Source organism: Marivirga sp., assembly GCF_024636815.1.
Taxonomy (GTDB): domain Bacteria; phylum Bacteroidota; class Bacteroidia; order Cytophagales; family Cyclobacteriaceae; genus Marivirga.
Window position 1 is genome coordinate 1 of sequence record NZ_JAGXGF010000133.1, and the last position, 17,218, is coordinate 17,218.

18 protein-coding genes and 2 tRNA genes are annotated in these 17,218 nt (G+C 35.2%); 12 read left to right on the forward strand and 8 right to left on the reverse strand.

All coding sequences use genetic code 11. The features are described 5' to 3' along the window. A partial coding sequence (locus Q0L29_RS10075; protein ID WP_296621331.1) for a penicillin acylase family protein occupies positions 1-535 on the forward strand: 535 nt, incomplete at its 5' end. Then, entirely contained in the window at positions 532-906 is a 375-nt protein-coding gene (locus Q0L29_RS10080) for a hypothetical protein (protein ID WP_296621333.1), read from the forward strand. The genes Q0L29_RS10075 and Q0L29_RS10080, both read left to right, overlap by 4 nt. A 77-nt stretch (positions 907-983) precedes the next feature. Here the strand turns inward: Q0L29_RS10080 and Q0L29_RS10085 are convergent, their stop codons facing one another. Beyond that, positions 984-1,490, reverse strand: coding sequence for a DUF4920 domain-containing protein (locus Q0L29_RS10085; RefSeq protein WP_296621336.1), 507 nt, complete (start codon positions 1,488-1,490; stop codon positions 984-986). A 467-nt stretch (positions 1,491-1,957) separates the two neighbouring features. On the opposite strand from Q0L29_RS10085, the gene leuS reads away from it, so the two are divergent. Both leuS and Q0L29_RS10095 read left to right on the forward strand, forming a co-directional pair. Then, positions 1,958-4,690, forward strand: a complete 2,733-nt coding sequence (gene leuS, locus Q0L29_RS10090) for a leucine--tRNA ligase (RefSeq protein WP_296621338.1) — start codon at positions 1,958-1,960, stop codon at positions 4,688-4,690. Positions 4,691-4,844: 154 nt separating this feature from the next. Continuing rightward, positions 4,845-5,081, forward strand: coding sequence for a hypothetical protein (locus tag Q0L29_RS10095; RefSeq protein ID WP_296621340.1), 237 nt, complete (start codon positions 4,845-4,847; stop codon positions 5,079-5,081). Between the two features lie 151 nt (positions 5,082-5,232). Here the strand turns inward: Q0L29_RS10095 and Q0L29_RS10100 are convergent, their stop codons facing one another. From Q0L29_RS10100 to Q0L29_RS10110, 3 genes are all read right to left on the reverse strand, one after another. Next, complete coding sequence (locus Q0L29_RS10100) at positions 5,233-5,751, reverse strand: hypothetical protein (RefSeq protein WP_296621341.1); 519 nt, start codon at positions 5,749-5,751, stop codon at positions 5,233-5,235. Positions 5,752-5,875: 124 nt separating this feature from the next. Beyond that, positions 5,876-6,502, reverse strand: a complete 627-nt coding sequence (locus Q0L29_RS10105) for a LysE family translocator (protein WP_296621343.1) — start codon at positions 6,500-6,502, stop codon at positions 5,876-5,878. A 3-nt stretch (positions 6,503-6,505) separates the two neighbouring features. Beyond that, positions 6,506-8,062 (reverse strand): GH3 auxin-responsive promoter family protein, encoded by a 1,557-nt coding sequence (locus Q0L29_RS10110; protein ID WP_296621344.1) that lies wholly within the window; start codon positions 8,060-8,062, stop codon positions 6,506-6,508. Between the two features lie 189 nt (positions 8,063-8,251). Between Q0L29_RS10110 and Q0L29_RS10115 the strand changes: the two genes are divergently transcribed. From Q0L29_RS10115 to Q0L29_RS10130, 4 genes are all read left to right on the forward strand, one after another. Then, positions 8,252-8,926 (forward strand): YggS family pyridoxal phosphate-dependent enzyme, encoded by a 675-nt coding sequence (locus Q0L29_RS10115; protein ID WP_296621346.1) that lies wholly within the window; start codon positions 8,252-8,254, stop codon positions 8,924-8,926. Between the two features lie 330 nt (positions 8,927-9,256). Then, on the forward strand, positions 9,257-9,634 hold the full coding sequence (locus Q0L29_RS10120; protein ID WP_296621347.1) for a DUF423 domain-containing protein: 378 nt from the start codon (positions 9,257-9,259) through the stop codon (positions 9,632-9,634). A 22-nt stretch (positions 9,635-9,656) separates the two neighbouring features. Next, on the forward strand, positions 9,657-9,944 hold the full coding sequence (locus Q0L29_RS10125; RefSeq protein ID WP_296621350.1) for a hypothetical protein: 288 nt from the start codon (positions 9,657-9,659) through the stop codon (positions 9,942-9,944). Positions 9,945-9,946: 2 nt separating this feature from the next. Beyond that, complete coding sequence (locus Q0L29_RS10130) at positions 9,947-10,345, forward strand: magnesium citrate secondary transporter (protein ID WP_296621352.1); 399 nt, start codon at positions 9,947-9,949, stop codon at positions 10,343-10,345. A 389-nt stretch (positions 10,346-10,734) separates the two neighbouring features. On the opposite strand, the gene Q0L29_RS10135 is transcribed toward Q0L29_RS10130, so the two are convergent. Then, a complete protein-coding gene (locus Q0L29_RS10135) occupies positions 10,735-12,072 on the reverse strand; it encodes a toxin-antitoxin system YwqK family antitoxin (RefSeq protein WP_296621354.1) in 1,338 nt (445 codons plus the stop codon). A 394-nt stretch (positions 12,073-12,466) separates the two neighbouring features. Between Q0L29_RS10135 and Q0L29_RS10140 the strand changes: the two genes are divergently transcribed. Continuing rightward, complete coding sequence (locus tag Q0L29_RS10140) at positions 12,467-12,646, forward strand: hypothetical protein (protein WP_296621356.1); 180 nt, start codon at positions 12,467-12,469, stop codon at positions 12,644-12,646. A gap of 296 nt (positions 12,647-12,942) precedes the next feature. Here the strand turns inward: Q0L29_RS10140 and Q0L29_RS10145 are convergent, their stop codons facing one another. The 3 genes from Q0L29_RS10145 to Q0L29_RS10155 form a co-directional block, all read right to left on the reverse strand. After that, a complete protein-coding gene (locus Q0L29_RS10145; protein WP_296621357.1) occupies positions 12,943-14,121 on the reverse strand; it encodes an acetyl-CoA C-acyltransferase in 1,179 nt (392 codons plus the stop codon). Between the two features lie 70 nt (positions 14,122-14,191). Next, on the reverse strand, positions 14,192-15,100 hold the full coding sequence (locus Q0L29_RS10150) for a tetratricopeptide repeat protein (protein WP_296621359.1): 909 nt from the start codon (positions 15,098-15,100) through the stop codon (positions 14,192-14,194). Then, a complete protein-coding gene (locus Q0L29_RS10155) occupies positions 15,097-16,065 on the reverse strand; it encodes a VWA domain-containing protein (protein ID WP_296621360.1) in 969 nt (322 codons plus the stop codon). The genes Q0L29_RS10150 and Q0L29_RS10155 overlap by 4 nt, the downstream gene beginning before the upstream one ends. 296 nt (positions 16,066-16,361) lie before the next feature. Here Q0L29_RS10155 and Q0L29_RS10160 point away from each other — a divergent pair. From Q0L29_RS10160 to Q0L29_RS10170, 3 genes are all read left to right on the forward strand, one after another. Further along, a tRNA-Ser gene (locus Q0L29_RS10160) sits at positions 16,362-16,450 on the forward strand. A gap of 198 nt (positions 16,451-16,648) precedes the next feature. After that, a tRNA-Pro gene (locus Q0L29_RS10165) sits at positions 16,649-16,722 on the forward strand. Between the two features lie 271 nt (positions 16,723-16,993). Further along, a partial coding sequence (locus Q0L29_RS10170; RefSeq protein WP_296621362.1) for an Arm DNA-binding domain-containing protein occupies positions 16,994-17,218 on the forward strand: 225 nt, incomplete at its 3' end.

Genomic DNA, 17,218 nt, shown 5'->3' on the forward strand with positions numbered 1-17,218 from the left:
ATTTTATGGATTAGAAACTTCAGTTCGTAGACCGGAGCTACCGGTAACTGTTCAGATTTTAAAGGAAAGTCCTAATGAGAAATTTATAGACATTCAAAAAACTGAGCAAAAAGAAAGCATTACAGACTTATATCAAATGAGTTTTCAATCAGCCGTTGATTCAGTAGAAAACTGGAAATCTTCAACTGAAAAAGAATTAAGCTGGGGTAATTTTAAGAATACCACGGTTCAGCATTTAGCTCGTTTAGCACCATTCAGTACGGATAGTATTCAAATCGGTGGAAACAAACACATATTAAATGCAGCATCCGGAAGACATGGCCCTTCCTGGAGAATGGTAGTTTCCTTAGAAGAGCCCATCAGAGCTTACGGAATTTATCCAGGTGGACAATCAGGAAATCCAGGCAGTTATTATTATGATAATTTAATTGAAAGCTGGAGTAATGGAGAATATTATGAATTGGAAAATAAGTCCAATGCCTCCGATCTAAATAATATTATTTTCACTCAAACTTTAACCCCAAAAGTAAAATGAAATTTATCATTCGAACGATAATAATTGTAGTAGCATCACATTTTTCATTGCTTTATTTTCCTTGGTGGTCAATGGCTATTTGTGCGTTTTTTGCAGGTGCTATTATTGCAGGTAAAAACCTGAGTACATTTTTTAGCGGGTTTGTAGGACTAGGTTTCTTATGGTTAATTCAAGCCTTTATTATCCATAATGATTCAAGCGGAATACTTTCCAATAAAATTGCAGAACTATTTGGGCTAAGCGATGGCATTTATATGGTCATAATCTCAGGAGTTATAGCCGCTTTAGTGGGTGGATTCAGCACACTAAGTGGATTTCGTTTCCGTAGAATATTTAGCGGACATAAAAAAAGCAGAGGACTATACCGATAACATTTTCCCAATATCAAAAAAAGCATCCGCTAGCTGGCAGATGCTTTTTATTCCCCATACATCAACACTTCCAAACGTTAATCCATTAACTTCACACCTGAAGCAATGAATTTGTAATCCATTTTTGGTTCTGTAATTTGAGCAATTTCTTCCTCTGATTTCCCAGCATCTTCAGCAAAGTGCTTTAAGGTTTCTACATCAGTTTCTTCTTTCTTCGCTACTCCATTCATTCTCACAATTTGACCAGCCAAATTTTTAGGCATAAAAATCCCATAATCTTTAAATGTCACACGCATAAATTCCCCATTGGGTAATTCAACTTTCATCCAGCATCCTTTTGCCTGACAAACTTCTGTTACTTTGGCTTCTACAACAGCCACCACAGAATCAAAATTTTGCATCTGACTCACTAAATTGATTAATTTAACTTTTTCCTCTGCATTAAACGGTTCTCCCAAAAACGCATCTTCCTTAGCAGTATCAACCACTTCTGTCTTTTTAGTCTCAGAGCTATTTTCTGAACTCTCTTTTTTATTGCATGCAATAACTGTTAATACCGCAATCGATAGAAAAATTTTTTTCATAAATTTTAATTTTTGAATACGAAGGTAAATTTTATCTCGTTAAGAAAAAAGAAGAAAATAAATGCAACTTTTTCAGCTTTGGCATAATCATTGTAAAAGACATTTAAAAATAGGATAAAATGGAAAAGAGTAAAAATTTGAACCGAAACTTCTTCCTCGCTATTGGAATAATAGTCGGCTTATTAATTTTCCTTTTAGGTTCGCAGCTAAATCCCTATTTGAGTCATGTTCAAAAGCAGGATTTCAAAAAAGAACAGCTAAAAGAACCAAATCTTATTATCAAGAAATTTTTTAGTTAGGTTTTAGTTTAGTGATTAGTTGGTTAATGATTAAAGGTGCTTTCGGGCACCTTTTTTTATGCTGTTTTTTGAAAAGATTAGCCTAATTAATTCCTTCCCAATTCAAAAGCCTTAATTTTGCATCTCAATTAGACTTAGAATCTTTAAAAGATTAACATATAAAGTATTATGTCAGAATATCAGTTCAGAGAAACCGAAAAGAAATGGCAAGCCTACTGGGAAAAAAACCAGGTTTTCAAAGCAGAAGACGACTTTAGCAAACCAAAATACTACACTTTGGACATGTTTCCTTACCCTTCAGGAGCGGGTCTGCATGTTGGTCACCCATTAGGCTATATTGCTTCAGATATCGTTGCCCGTTATAAAAAGCAACAAGGTTTTAATGTACTACATCCGATGGGATTTGATTCATTCGGACTTCCTGCAGAGCAATATGCAATTCAAACCGGACAGCATCCAGCTATAACTACTGAGCAAAATATCAATCGCTATATCGAGCAATTAAAAAATATAGGCTTTGCTTACGATTGGGAAAGAGAAGTGCGTACAAGCGATCCGTCATTCTATAAATGGACACAATGGATTTTCATGCAGTTATTCAACAGCTGGTATGATTTAGTAGATGACAGAGCCCGACATATTGTAGTTCTAGAGGAACATTTTGAAAAAACAGGAAACCAATTAGTAAAAGCTGCCTGTGATGAAGATATTGAGCCATTTAGTGCTGAAGATTGGTTCAATTTTTCTGATAATGAAAAACAGGAAATATTATTAAAATATCGCATCGCCTATTTATCAGAAGCAGTGGTCAACTGGTGTCCGGCATTGGGTACTGTACTGTCCAATGATGAAGTAAAGGATGGTTATAGTGAAAGAGGCGGTCATCCAGTGGAGCGGAAAAAGATGATGCAATGGAGCATGAGGATATCCGCATTTTCGGATCGTTTGCTAAGAGGATTAGAAGATTTAGACTGGCCAGAACCGATTAAAGAAATGCAACGCAACTGGATTGGAAAATCGGTTGGAGCGCAAATGGCTTTTCAAGTAGCTGATCATGGGGAGAAAATTGAGGTTTTCACCACTAGAATAGATACCATTTATGGAGTAACCTTTATGGTTCTAGCTCCTGAGCATGAATTAGTGGAGAAGATCACTACTGCAGAGCAAAAGAAAGAAGTAGAAGAATATGTGAAAGTAGCAAAAAATCGTTCTGAGCGCGAAAGAATGACCGAAGTGAAACGTGTATCCGGAGTTTTCACTGGTGCCTATGCTGTCCATCCTTTCACAGAAGAAAAAATACCTGTTTGGATTGGCGATTATGTATTGGCAGGATATGGAACTGGGGCAGTAATGGCCGTTCCTTCTGATGATGATAGAGATAAAGCCTTTGCTGAGCATTTTGATTTGCCAATAGTAGAAGTGGTTGAAAATGATAAAATCATTAATTCTGATTTCTTGACTGGGCTAAGCATTAAAGATGCTCAAATGAAAGCGATTGATTTCCTACAGGAAAATGGAATTGGTCGTGCTAAAATCAATTACAGAATGCGTGATGCCATTTTCAGTCGTCAGCGTTATTGGGGAGAGCCAGTTCCAGTGTATTTCAAAGATGGAATTCCTTATTTATTAGAAGAAGACCAATTGCCTTTACAATTACCTGAGGTAGATAAATATTTACCGACTGAAGACGGTGAGCCACCATTAGCCAGAGCTAAAAACTGGAAAACAGAAGATGGTTTTGAATTGGAAAAAAGCACTATGCCGGGCTGGGCAGGTTCAAGCTGGTATATGTTCCGCTATATGGATGCTCATAATAAGAATGCATTTGTAGCTGAAGAAAAGCAAAAATATTGGCAAAATGTAGATTTATACATAGGGGGTTCAGAACACGCCACTGGACATTTATTATACTCTCGTTTTTGGACAAAATTCCTTTATGATTTAGGCTACATCAACGTGGACGAGCCATTCCAAAAGATGATTAATCAGGGAATGATTCAAGGAAGAAGTAATTTTGTTTATAGAATTGAAGGGGAGAACAAATTTGTCTCTCATGGATTAAAAGATGATTACAAAACCCAAAGACTTCATGTAGATGTCAACATTGTGTATAATGATTCATTGGATTTAGAAGCATTTAAAAGATGGAGACCTGAGCATGCTGATGCAGAATTCATTTTAGAAGAGGGAAAATATATTTGCGGAGCGGAAGTAGAAAAAATGTCCAAGTCCAAGTACAATGTGGTGAATCCTGATGATGTGATTGAGCGATATGGAGCAGACACCTTGCGTTTATATGAAATGTTCTTAGGCCCATTAGAGCAATTCAAACCTTGGAATACAAATGGAATTGATGGTACGCATAAATTCCTGAAAAAATTATGGAGATTATTCCATGATGGGGACGGAAACTTCAAAGTAGAAGAAAGCGAACCAGATAAAAAAGCTTTAAAAGCATTGCATCAGGCTATACAAAAGGCAGAATATGATATTGAACATTTCTCCTTTAATACTTCTGTTTCCACTTTCATGATTTGCGTGAATACGCTAACTGAATTAAAATGTAATAACAAAGCCGTTTTAAGTGACTTGACTAGAATTATTGCACCTTACGCACCTCATATTTGTGAGGAATTATGGTCATTATTGGGCAATGAGGGCAGTATTTCGGAAGCTGGTTGGCCAACATTCAATCCTGAATTTGTAAAAGAAGATGAGCATACCTATCCTGTTTCAGTAAATGGAAAGCACAGAGATAATATGACATTTGCCTTGGATACACCCAAAGAGGAAATAGAAAAGGCTGTCTTAGAAAATCCTAAAGTTCAAAAATGGATTGAGGACAAGCCAATCAAGAAAATGATTATTGTACCTAAGAAAATTGTAAATATAGTTGTATAAAGATAGCTTTACCACGGTCTGACGCATTAGGCGTCTGACCGTTAACAGGTAGAGAAAAAAGAAGGATTTGCCAAGAATTAGCATCATTGATGGTGCAAGAGTCTCGCTTATGCCTTTACTACTTAAAATCAGTTCAATTTTTATTAAAGAGGTTATGAAAAGCAGCGCAGTAGTCCACGAATATTACAAAAGAGTTTTTGATGATTATATCGTCTTGGTACAAGTCAATCCTCTAGATTTTAGCGGCCTTGAATTAATCGTTCACCCTGACAAGAAGCTGGAAAAAACTAAAATGCAATTTGATGAGGATATCAAAGAAGATTTAGAAGTAGACGAATTCAAAACCATTACTTCTTTAGAGTTTAATTTGTATTTAAAAGGTTTGGCTTGAGCTTAAAGATGCGTAAAAGGCTCAAACGTCTCGCATGAGCCCGTGTTAAAAGAAGAAGTAAGTGGGATCAAAAATTTTAAAGCCCAAAAACTATCCCTACCTGATTCGGTCCTAATTGCACATGAGTTAAAAAATCCGAAATCTGACTGCTTTATTTGCTGTGGATAGTATGCAGAATGATATCAAAAACAAAGAGGAAACTACCTTGCAAAATCACAGATTTACCATAACCTTTTAATCGCTCTGGTTTATTAGTAGTGTTTTTAGCTCTTTCCATCAAATAAAATCCACTGGCTATGTAAGCTAAGTCCAAACCGGCATTAAAGAGCAAAATCTTTTGAAAGCTCATTTGGTCATTTAATAAGGCTGAAGCCGTTTCAGGTATATCTCCTGTCGAAGTAAAATAATAGCCTGCTCCTGCAATTCCCAAATTCACGACATTCCAAATCAAATTCATTTCATGGAAATAGGCAGTTTGACCAGTGGTCTGACTTCTTCCGATAGCACCTGTAATCATATTTCCCACAGCCCAGGCGCCTAGAATAGCCATACCCGTTTTTCTGATTTTTACATCATTTTCATAAGCTTGAGAAATTGAAGGACTTTGAGCTAGAGAATCAAAGCTGAAAAGAAAGAAAGTTAAGACAAAAGTGAGAAAAAATTTCTGCATAGCTATCAAATTTTAAATCGGTTTAATCAAGGCCTGTCAGCTTTAGTAAAGCAAACAGGTATAAACTTTAAACTCATAGTACCACTATCAATTAGAAACCCAGACAGGTTTAAGTGTCAAAAGGTCAATTATAATGTTCAAAGGCATGATAAAATAACCTAACGGAAAACAATACAAGTGCTACACCCACTATTTTGTTCATAATATTTATCCTCTTGGGAGTTACCCAAGCTCGCAGACGATGGGAAAGTGCTACTTTTGAGAAATCCGTAATCAATAAAGTACCGATAATTGCTGAGAAAAATACAACTACTTCATTTTGTTCGTATTGATAGCTTTTGGTCACTAAAGTCATTACGCCAAGCCAATAAAGCAAAACAAAAGGATTGATACCATTTAAAAAAAAACCTTTTGCAAATTGCTTAATAAAATTAGAATTTCGAGAATTAACCTTCTGATCTTCTAATCTAACAGTCTTTTTCCTCAAACTCAGGATGCCTGTTACCAATATAATTAAACCTCCTAATGCACCCATCAAAACGGATACAGTATCATTATTCTCAAAAAGTTTAACACTGAAATACATTAAGAAAATATAGGCAGTATCTGCTACTGCAATCCCTAAAGCCATATAAATACCAGCTTTAAATCCTTTTATTATACTATTTTGAATTAGTGCGAAAAATACCGGTCCCAACATTACGGCCAGCAACAAACCAAACAATACACCTTTGGTGATAACTGCAATCATATATTATTTAATACTTTTTTCAGCCAGGTAATCTAACCAGGCCTTTTGTTTATCTCCCTTTAAAACTCGAGGGAATTTATTTTGTCCACCTACTTTTCCCATTCTCTCCATAAATTCTATAAATACTTCATTAGGCAAGACTTTCACTGTAATGTCTTTTAAAGCAGCAATTCGCTCTACCTTGTAATCGTCATTTAGCTTTTTCAATCGATTATCAAGCTTTTCTTTTAAGATAGTTTCATCAACGTCTAAATTATCAGTTCCCACATACCAATCATGTCCAAATAAAGAACCGTGCTTTACACCTAAAACTGTAAATTCCTTTAAATCAAATCCCATTTCAGTTGAAACATCTGATAAAGCTTTATTCATGTTATCCACTGATAAATGCTCCCCACAGAGGCTTAGAAAATGTTTGGTTCTACCTGTGATCACAATTTCAGAATCTGTTTTGGAAACAAATTTAATGATATCTCCTATTAAATAGCGCCAAGCACCAGAGCAAGTAGATATCAATAATGCATAATCCACATTTTCCTCCACTTCATCTACCATCAGTGTTTTAGGATTCTCAAGCATATTTCCTTCATCATCGAAGTTTTCCTCAGTGAAGGGAATAAATTCATAGAAGATTCCATTATTTAGAACCAGACGCATGCTGTCAGAACCTTGATTTGCCTGAAAAGCAATAAATCCCTCGGAAGCCAAATAGGTATCAATAAAATTAATATCTCGCCCCAATAATTTCTGAAATCCTTGTTTGTAGGGTTCAAAAGCTACTCCCCCATGCACATAAATCTCAAAATTCGGCCATATTTCATGAATATTTTTAAGATTATAATGCTTTATAATTTTCTCAATTAAAATCGTGATCCAAGCTGGTACACCCGCTATGATGGTTATATTCCAATTCTTAGCTTTAAGAGTCATTTGCTCTAGCTTATCTTCCCAGTCTTTCTTTCTGGAAATGGCTTTACCCGGTTTATAGAAGCGCTGAAACCAAAATGGAATTCTGGAAGTGGTGATTCCGCTCAGATCCCCTTCAGCATAGTTGCCATTATCTTGCAAATCAGTGCTTCCTCCCACCATCAAGGTTCCACCTTCAAATACGGAAGAGGGTAAGCCTTCATAGCGTGAAAGCGATAATATTTGACGTACACTGGTTTTCTGGATAGCTTTTACCATTTCCAAAGAAACCGGGATATGTTTTGATGATGCACCTGAAGTGCCCGAACTTAGAGCGAAATATTTGATGGCTCCATGCCAGGTGACATCCTTTTCACCCTCAAGACATTTGTGCCACCAATCTTCATGCATTTTGTTATAATCATGAACAGGAACTTGAGCTTTAAAGTCTTTATAAAAGTTTCTATCCTCCTGTTTTTTCAACGATTGAAGTATTCCTGAAAAATTATAAGCTTTACCGAATTGTGTATTACGAGCCCCAATAATCAATTTTCTGAATTCTGTTTTCTGCAATTCAAAAGGAGGGGTATAATCCTGATCTAAACTCTCACGAATCCGTATCCCTTGTTTAATAAGATTACCTAAAAGTGTCATTTATTTTGTGGTTGATACTCAAAAGTTGAAAATTTAAGCAATGTGAAAACTTAAACTTTTACCTTTGAAATTAATTATTAAAAAATAGTCCATGAGACAAATATATAACATTCAAAATACATAAAAATAACTTTTTCATAAAGACAACATTATTTTATTTTACCGATTTAAAATCATAAAACGATTTCAATGAGTATAGCGGAAAATTTATCAGCAGTTAAAGAATCCTTAGGCAATTGCCATTTAGTGGCAGTGAGTAAAACAAAGCCCAATGAAGATTTGATGGAAGCATACGAGGCTGGCCAAAGGGCATTAGGCGAAAATAAAGTACAAGAATTAACCGATAAAGCAGAAACGCTACCAAAGGATATTGAATGGCATATGATTGGCCATTTGCAAAGAAATAAGGTGAAATATATTGCATCATTTGTGCATCTGATTCATTCAGTAGACAGCGTCCGTTTGCTAAAAGAAATCAATAAACAAGGAAAAAAAATCGATAAAGTTATTCCTGTTTTATTACAAATTCATATAGCGGAAGAGGAAAACAAATACGGTTTAGATGAGCAGGAATTGCACGAATTATTATCTTCGGATGAATTCAGGGAAATGAATCATGTTGAAGTCCAGGGCTTGATGGGGATGGCGACTTTTACAGAGGACACTGAAAAAATTAGAAGGGAATTTAAAAGCCTTAAAAAGCTGTTTGACAAAACTGCTGATCAATATAATGATGAAAAGCTAAATCTCAAGGAATTATCCATGGGAATGAGCGGAGATTACGAGATTGCTATAGAAGAGGGCAGCACTATGGTTCGGATTGGGAGTAAGATATTTGGGGAACGGAGCCCCCTAGCCCCCTAAAGGGGGAATTAGAGCCTTTAATCCATCAAAGAGGAAGAATTGAAGTGGGGTAAGGATGTTGGATGTTAACACTTAGGTCAGTATCGCAGGTCAGACCGGAAAGCCCCTTAATACCCAAAGGGGAAATTAGGACAATATTAAAGGAGAAATATTGCAATGTAATGAAAGGAAATAAGGTGAAAATATGATAGTGGGAAGAAAAAAGTTTAGAGTGGGAAGTTCTAAGTTTTCTTGATACCAGAAACTAAAAAATTTACTTATCCCGATTCCTTCGTTTCGGGATCTCCGCTTCGCTACGACTTAAAACAAAAAACTTATAACTAAAAAGAAATGTCACACAAATTAATCATCATAATAGGAAGTATTTCAGGAGCAATTTCGGTCATCTTAGGCGCTTTTGGGGCTCATGCTTTGAAAGATTGTTTAAGTGCTTCAGGCAGGTTGGAAACCTATGAGACGGCTGTTAAATACCAAATGTACCACAGTTTAGCTTTGATACTTTTGGGCATTTTGATGCTTCATTTTCAACATAGATTTTTAAATTATGCTTCTTACTCTTTTTTGATAGGTATTATCATCTTTTCAGGAAGCTTATATGTCCTTTGTGCAACAGGTATTACCAAACTAGGAGCTATTACTCCAATTGGAGGTGTATTTTTAATTGCAGCCTGGGTTCTTTTAGCTATAGGAATTTATAAAACTGCCTAACACTCCTACCGTATAGCTTAACATGGCAAATTCGGTAAAATGTAAAAATTGTGGAGAATGGAACACTATTGAAGGTTCAGGCAAGCAAAAATGCTCTAATTGTGGTGAAATCATTCAGGATCCTACAAAAGAACGATTAGAAAAAATCAAAAAATTTAAGCAAGAACAACTTGATAAATGGATGTTCACCATCCATGAAGATGATAGCCCTTTTATTAAATTTGGAAAAAAAACAGGGAATATGACTTATATCGTCATAATGTCAATCATTGGTTTTTTCGCCTGGCTTGCAGCAGTTTTACCACTTTAAAGATGAATTTCAAGATTTTAAAACATCCTTTAGTCTTAAGTAGTATTCTACTTTTCTTGATTCATCAAATAATAGAAAAAGGATTCGGGTATTCAGTCCCAATACTACATGCTTACCTTGATGATTTACTTTGCATGCCTATTGTACTAGGTCTTGGAATGCAAATAATTCAATGGATTCATCCTATTAAAGACTTATATTTTTTAGACAAAAATGCAATCATCATAACTGTAGTGTTTTACAGCCTTTTGTTTGAAGCAATTTTACCATTTGTAAATCCTTCAGTATATACTGCTGATTGGATTGATATTATAATGTATTCTACAGGAGCAATACTTTTTTATAATTTGGTCAGCATAAAAGTGAAAGAAGAATATTTGTCTGTTTTGAAGGAATTGTAATTGCTTATTTTATCCTCTTTTACGATTTAAGTTTCTAATACCAATCGAGCCTTAAGGTGTTCTTTACTTTCATTTTTTTTCCTTTTTTTTTGCTCCTTTGTAACAAGATTTCAGTTTTCCTAACGACATCACCTTATTCTACTCAGCCAACACCCCTATAAAGCCTCTAGGGGATAGCTCTCCCAGATTTACTTCATCAGGAAGTAATAAGATTACCAGCATTTTCTACAGTATCAAAATCTCACTTATCTGTATTGAAGTTCAATTCAAAATACCGTGAATACTCAATTAAATATTTTGGTTGAATTTTAATAAATACAGAGATAAAGCTTATTATTTTCAGCAACGATTATTCTGTGAGACTTCCCCCATTTGAGGACTAGTTTTTTTTAATTCTCCTTCTCAGGAGATTTAGTTTCCTGCAGTTTATCATTAAAATAGATTTCAGTTTTTAGCCATTCGCCTTCTTCATCAAAATATTTCCATTCTTCAATCTTCTTATTTCCTGCATACTTTCCACTTAAGGCTACTGTTCCATTTTTATGATATTTAAAATGTTCGCCATGAGTCTTCCCGAATTTATAAATGGTGGTTTCTTTTTCTTGCCCACTTTCGAAATATGAAATTTCTAATCCTGATTTTTTACCCGCTTGATATTTCACTTCATATTTTAAATCGCCCATTGGAAAATACTCAGCGTATGCGCCATGCAATTGTCCATTGCTATAATTCTCAACTTTAATTATTTCACCCTCCTCATTATAATAACTCCATTCTCCAAAAGGCTCATCACTTTTAAAATATTTTTTAGATTTTAGCTCTCCATTCTCCCAGTATTCTTCCACTTCCCTATCCTTCGCTTCATTTGAATAGATTGTTTTAACCGCTAGGCTTTCATCCTTTCTAAACTCCAATACTTCTCCAGTAAGGAAACCATCTTTATAATTCCTTTCAACTTTCACGGTTCCATCAGGATAATAGGAGATATTCTCCCCTTCCAGTTCACCCTCTTTATAATGACCTATTAAAAGCAAATTACCTTCTCGGTCATAGGTCTTAAATTCACCTGACTTAACCCCTTTTTGATTTTCAAAAATAGTCTCAAGCTGACCATTACTAAAAAATGTTTTAAAAGCACCACTTAGTTTTCCATCTATGTAATGCTCTTCAGTTTTCCTGTTCCCATTGGGATAGTAGCGTTCCGTTACGCCATTCGGCTCTCCTTTTTTATAGGTAATACGTTGAGCTAAAACTCCATCCTCAAAATATTCTAATACCTCTCCATCCGGCTTCCCATCTTTAAAATCACTCTCACTTTTCAGCTGTCCATCAGGATAATATAATTTCAGTTTTCCATTTAATGTATCATTTTTAAAATGAGCTTCTTGTAATACATTTCCTTCCTCACCATAAACAATAGTCTTTCCCGTACGGCTTCCATCTTCAAACTCAGTAGTTCGCATAAGTTTCCCATCAGGATAAAACATTTCGAAAACACCTTCTTCTTTACCATCCTCGAATGAACCTTTTGCCATAAGCTCACCGCTTTTGTAGAATTTCTTATAATTCCCTTCAATCTGACTACTATCGCCATTAGCTATGAAATAAACCTCTTTGGTTTTACTATCAGCACTATCGTAATAATTGGAAATTTTTTGCAATTCCTGAGCACTCAAGCTTTGTATGGAGAAGAAAAATAAAGAAACGAAAAGAAAATATGCTCGCATGGAAAATCTAAATAGGGTTATAAAAAACAATTTGTAAAGATAACTCACAAGCTGTTAAAATATTATAGAATAACTAAAAAGTCGATTAAGTTCCTAAAATCTTAGATGATATATATATTTCACCTAAATAGGACTTGCTTAAAAACAGCTGATAGTTGATTATGTTCATATTATCAATTTAAATGATGATTATGAACATAATAGTTTGTCAGCAGATGCAGGCCTTTTAAAAGTAAAAGCCTATATTGTTTGCACGAAAAAATCAAAAAAGAAGTTGTTCTTATTTTTATGGGTGAAAAGATATATTAGGGCGGTTTAAGGCTTTCTAAATTACCCTGCATAACTAAGCCCAATTTTTATTGTACATTAGTATTTTCAAACTAATCTATTTTTTATGGCTATTAAGATAATTGGAATAATACTAACCATTGCCGGAGCACTTGGACTGATTTTCGGAGTTCTGGGCATATTTGGCACTCCTATAATCAACCTAAACTCATGGGCTATGACTATTTTAGGGTTTATATTTTTTGTTTCAGGTATAGGTATGTTAAAGAAATTAGGGCAATCCTAGACATTAACCCCAGTTAGGGGAATATCTTTGTTTGCAGAAAACTCCCGAAAAGAATTATTTATTTCAATTTGTTCTTTATTCGGTATTGTTTTGAGTACCTTTTTTTTGAATTGGCTAAAAAAGCTAGCCTTGCATAATGAGGATAAAGTTTCGCATGAAAATCTAAAAAGGAATTAATTAAAAACAGCTTGTAAAGATTAATTACAAGCTGTTAAAATATGATTGAATGACTATAAAGTCGATTAAGTTCCTAAAATCTTAGATGATATATATTTTACCTAAATAGAACTTTTTATTTACATTTTTTCAATTACGATAGCAGAAGCACCACCACCACCATTGCAAATACCGGCTACTCCGATTTTGCCATTTTTCTGGCTCATTACAGAATGTAAAGTGGTCATGATTCTAGCACCGGAAGCACCTAATGGGTGACCTAAAGCCACAGCACCACCAAATACATTCACTTTCTCAGGATCTAAACCTAATTCCATATTATTGGCAATAGCTACAGCAGAAAAAGCTTCATTAATTTCATAAAAATCAACTTCTTCTTTGCTAACTCCAGCTCTTTTCATTGCAATTGGAATAGCTAAAGAAGGAGCAGTAGTAAACCAAAGTGGATCTTGAGCGGCATCACCGAATCCTCTGATTTTTGCAATTGGTTTAATCCCTAAAGCATCCGCTTTTTCTTTACTCATCAATACTAATGCCGATGCTCCATCATTGATAGTGGAAGCATTAGCGGCTGTAGCTGTTCCGTCTTTAGAAAATACTGGTCTCAAAGAAGGGATTTTTTCAAATTTCACATTTTTGAATTCTTCATCTTCTGTTATCACTAATGGATCTCCTTTTCTTTGTGGTACCTCAACAGGAACAATCTCATCGCTAAAACTTCCGTCCTCAGTCGCCTTTGCTACTCTTTTGTAAGAATTGATAGCATATTCATCCTGCATTTCACGAGATATCTTCATTTCTTTTGCAGTATTATCGGAGCAATTTCCCATTGGAAATTTGTTATACACTTCCCATAAACCATCTTTTAAAAGACCGTCTACCAACTCGCCATTTCCATATTTATAGCCATAACGAGCTTTCGGAATATAATAAGGAATATTAGACATGCTTTCCATTCCACCTGCTATTATAGTATCTGCATGACCTAACATGATGCTTTGAGCACCAAACATTACTGACTTCATACCAGATGAACAAACTTTATTAACGGTAGTACAAGGAACGTTAAAACCTAACCCAGCAGCAATAGCTGCTTGTCTTGCCGGGGCTTGACCTAAATTTGCAGATACTACATTTCCCATGAATACTTCATTCACTTCTTTAGCATCTACATTGGCTTTGGACAAAGCACCTTTTATGGCTGCTGAGCCCAAATCAATAGCTGTCAAACTAGCTAAACTTCCTCCAAAACTTCCGATTGGTGTCCTTACCGCGGACACAATATATACTTCTTGCATTATTATTTTATTTTAGTCGTTTCAATGTAAAATTAATTAAAATAAGCCTTAGATAAAACCTGAATCCAGATTACCAATCCGGTTTTCCTGAATCTTGCTTTTTAGTGGCCTTTTTCCTCAATTGCTGAAAATATTGAGATTCTTTATTTCTTAAAGCTTCTAAAATCATTTTGGCCTTTTCTTCTGAAATATTCATCTCTTCCAACTTTTGTTTTGTGCTAGGACTCATTTCCTGCTCTTCACCATCCTTTTTCTCCTCTCCCTCTTTTTGTTCTTGTTGGTCCTTTTGTTCCTGTTCTTGTCCTTTTTTCTCCTCGTTCTGCTCTCCATCCTGTTGTTCAGCTTCATCCTTTTGTTGCTGTTCCTCAGATTTCTTATCCTCTTGACTCTTTTCTTGATTCTCGTCTTTCTTCTGATTTTCAGAATCTTTATTTTCCTTATTCTGCTGATCCTTATTCTCCTTATCCTGTTCTTCCTGATCTTTCTGGTCTTGGTTTTGATCTTGATTCTGATCCTGGTTTTGTTTCTCTTGCTCCTGCATTTTCTTTTTCAGCAGCTCATAATTATAACGAGCTTTATCATTAGTAGGATCAGCTTTTAAAGCTTCTTTATAAAAAGAAAGCGCACTTTCATACTCCTTCTGCATTTCAGATAGATTGCCCATCTGCAACATTGCTTTGGATTTTAATTGAGGATTTGAAGCATCTGAAACCCTCCTATAGGCATCAAAAGCATTAACCGTATCTTTCAATTGAAAATAAGCATGAGCTCTATTCAATTCAGCTTCAGGACTTTCATAATTCAATGAATCCAGAAGATAAGTGTAATGCTCTATCACCTTTTCAAAATTACCATTAGAAAAAGCTTCCTCAGCTCTCTCTTTAGCCGCATTTGCTTTAGCTATTTTACCCACCGGATCAATAGCCGATAATTGAAAAGAAGTAATTAATCCAATAAATATGAATACAAGATTCTTCATATTTTTATGATTTTAAGTGTAGTTACTAAATCTAACAACAATAGAATAATTGCTGCGATCAAGAAATAAAAATATTTATTCGCTGATACATCAACAGTTTTGGCGTCTTTTAATTCCCCTTCAATATTATTAATAGTGGAAATCAATCTACCTACTTCATTTACATTTTTATTAATTTCAAAATATTCTCCATCTGTTTGGTCAGCCAAATTTTCCATAGAGCGCGAATCCAATTTGGTAATGATATCATTTCCGTTTTTGTCTTTTCTAAACCCTCTTCTGGTTCTGATTTTGCTTCCTTCTTCTGTTCCTACCCCTAATGAGAATAATCGAATCCCGGAATCATTGATTTTTGATACAGCACTTTCGGTATTATCACCGAAATCTTCACCATCGCTAATTAAAATGATAATTTTTGATTTTTGTTGACTAGAGGGGGCTTCTTCTGATGTCAATTTATCATGTGCCATACTTAAGGCACCACCAAAATCAGTACTACTACCGGGTACTAATCCAGTATTTAGAGTCTCAATAAAAAGATTCAAAGCATTTTGATCATATGTAAGCGGACATTGCACAAAAGCTTCAGAAGAAAAAATCAGCAAGCCGATTCTATCTGAATTGAAAGCATCCACTATATTTTTCAACTCAAACTTTATTTTTTCTAGTCTTGTGGGTGCTACATCATAAGCGTCCATAGAAGCAGATAAATCCACCGCAATCATAATATCCTTTCCTACCGCCTTTATTTCTTTTTTATCATCCCCAAAGGAAGGACCTAAAAGTGAAACAATAAGCAGAGCAAAAATAGCAGTTCGCAAAAGAAATTTAGGTAAGATATTGGAATATGCTTGCCCTACCCTTTTGGCAACGGTAAAAACCCTATAGGTATAAGCCAAATAGAGCACTAAAAATATAATAATAAAGATAATTTCTTCCGCCCCGAGGGAGTGAATCCAAGTCATAGATTTTAATTTTTACAAAAATATAAAAGCAAACGTAAAGGGCAACGCTGTTTTACTTCTAAGATTGATAAAACGGAAGAAAGATTGGCTTGTTATGTTTTTTACGGATTAATGAACTTCTAATTTAGAAAATGAATTAAGAATTATTGATAAATTAATATACTGGCTGACAGCAAGATGAAAACTATCTCTAAAAAAAGTTAGATTTATTTTGATTGCGATTTGGTATACACGAAAAACTTCCTTTATATTTGCATCACTTTTCGGAAACGAGGAGGGGATTTGAGTTAAAACCCGGAGAGGTGGGTGAGCGGCTGAAACCACATGTTTGCTAAACATGCGTACGTGTTAAAGCGTACCGGGGGTTCGAATCCCCCTCTCTCCGCAGAAGTTCTTTAAATAATTAACTTAATTCGGAGAAGCTTAAATCACCAAAAGCGCAGCATGTTATTTTGGGGATGAGAACCTTAGGGTTCGAAAGCAAAGCTTCACGAGGGGAATGGCGCAAGGTTTGTGTGTATAAGTAATCCCCCTCTCTCCGCAGAAGTTCTTTAAAATAAAAATGAGATTGAATATTAAATCTCGGGGTGTAGCGTAGCCCGGTATCGCGCCTCGTTTGGGACGAGGAGGTCGTAGGTTCGAATCCTGCCACCCCGACAATTACTAAAGCAGCATTCACCGAATGCTGCTTTTTTTTATGTATAGTGGGTTTTAGTATTCATATGAATACATTTAAAACTAAAGAAAATTAAAAGCCCAGTGTACAATCCGGTGTACACTCATTTTTTGCTAGTGTACACTTTAAGTTTTATACTTGTGTTGTCGTTGTCATTACAGCTGCTAAAGTAGCAGTTCAATTTTAGTTGTTTTTGTGTCAGTCCTCCACTTGGAGGCAAAGGGTCATTTGACCACTTTAAAATTTACTGACATGAAGAACACATTTAACATCTCATTTTTCATTAGAAAGAACAGAGGTTCAGCTTCTGAACGACCAATTTTTATTAGGATTAACCTAAATGGGAAAAGAGCAGATTTTTCCTCCCAATTAAAAATCCCTGAAAAATCGTGGGACTTCAACAAATCCTTCCCTCGCAAGAGTACTTTACCTTTAAAAAGGACATGTACTCAATTGGAAGAAATTAGAATGAGGTTA

Bases quoted from the DNA above. Each gene is read 5' to 3' on its own strand.
- Q0L29_RS10115 (WP_296621346.1), top strand. From the start codon at position 8,252: ATGAGTATAGCGGAAAATTTATCAGCAGTTAAAGAATCCTTAGGCAAT.
- Q0L29_RS10105 (WP_296621343.1), bottom strand. From the start codon at position 6,502: ATGATTGCAGTTATCACCAAAGGTGTATTGTTTGGTTTGTTGCTGGCC.
- Q0L29_RS10100 (WP_296621341.1), bottom strand. From the start codon at position 5,751: ATGCAGAAATTTTTTCTCACTTTTGTCTTAACTTTCTTTCTTTTCAGC.
- Q0L29_RS10095 (WP_296621340.1), top strand. From the start codon at position 4,845: ATGAAAAGCAGCGCAGTAGTCCACGAATATTACAAAAGAGTTTTTGAT.
- Q0L29_RS10130 (WP_296621352.1), top strand. From the start codon at position 9,947: ATGAATTTCAAGATTTTAAAACATCCTTTAGTCTTAAGTAGTATTCTA.
- Q0L29_RS10135 (WP_296621354.1), bottom strand. From the start codon at position 12,072: ATGCGAGCATATTTTCTTTTCGTTTCTTTATTTTTCTTCTCCATACAA.
- Q0L29_RS10110 (WP_296621344.1), bottom strand. From the start codon at position 8,062: ATGACACTTTTAGGTAATCTTATTAAACAAGGGATACGGATTCGTGAG.
- Q0L29_RS10120 (WP_296621347.1), top strand. From the start codon at position 9,257: ATGTCACACAAATTAATCATCATAATAGGAAGTATTTCAGGAGCAATT.
- Q0L29_RS10145 (WP_296621357.1), bottom strand. From the start codon at position 14,121: ATGCAAGAAGTATATATTGTGTCCGCGGTAAGGACACCAATCGGAAGT.
- Q0L29_RS10080 (WP_296621333.1), top strand. From the start codon at position 532: ATGAAATTTATCATTCGAACGATAATAATTGTAGTAGCATCACATTTT.
- Q0L29_RS10150 (WP_296621359.1), bottom strand. From the start codon at position 15,100: ATGAAGAATCTTGTATTCATATTTATTGGATTAATTACTTCTTTTCAA.
- Q0L29_RS10085 (WP_296621336.1), bottom strand. From the start codon at position 1,490: ATGAAAAAAATTTTTCTATCGATTGCGGTATTAACAGTTATTGCATGC.
- Q0L29_RS10125 (WP_296621350.1), top strand. From the start codon at position 9,657: ATGGCAAATTCGGTAAAATGTAAAAATTGTGGAGAATGGAACACTATT.
- Q0L29_RS10155 (WP_296621360.1), bottom strand. From the start codon at position 16,065: ATGACTTGGATTCACTCCCTCGGGGCGGAAGAAATTATCTTTATTATT.
- Q0L29_RS10140 (WP_296621356.1), top strand. From the start codon at position 12,467: ATGGCTATTAAGATAATTGGAATAATACTAACCATTGCCGGAGCACTT.
- leuS (WP_296621338.1), top strand. From the start codon at position 1,958: ATGTCAGAATATCAGTTCAGAGAAACCGAAAAGAAATGGCAAGCCTAC.